Source organism: Komagataeibacter intermedius TF2 (genome assembly GCF_000964425.1).
Classification (GTDB): Bacteria; Pseudomonadota; Alphaproteobacteria; order Acetobacterales; family Acetobacteraceae; genus Komagataeibacter; species Komagataeibacter intermedius.
In genome coordinates this window covers 1-230 of sequence record NZ_BANF01000702.1, presented here as the reverse complement: position 1 = coordinate 230, position 230 = coordinate 1, and the positions used below count along the sequence as shown (strand labels likewise).

Sequence of the window (230 nt, the reverse complement as noted above, 5' to 3'; positions counted from 1 at the left end):
ATGGAAATGCGGGGGCCGGATTACAAGGGGTTTTCGACGGGCGGCATTGGCAAGCGTCTCTTCGGTTTCCGGGCCGACGGGGGAGAAGCGCCCGTGACGCGCCTTGTCGTCACCGAGGCGGCCATTGATGCATTGTCCTTTGCAGCACTCGATCGCTTCCAGCAAGGAACGCTCTATACCTCGACGGGTGGCGGCATGAGCCCAGAGAGCGAAGCGAACCTGAAACGGGT

At 61.7% G+C, this 230-nt stretch carries 1 pseudogene; it reads left to right on the top strand.

The features are described 5' to 3' along the window. Nucleotides 1-230, top strand: a pseudogene (locus B7449_RS19020) (hypothetical protein); the annotation flags it as partial.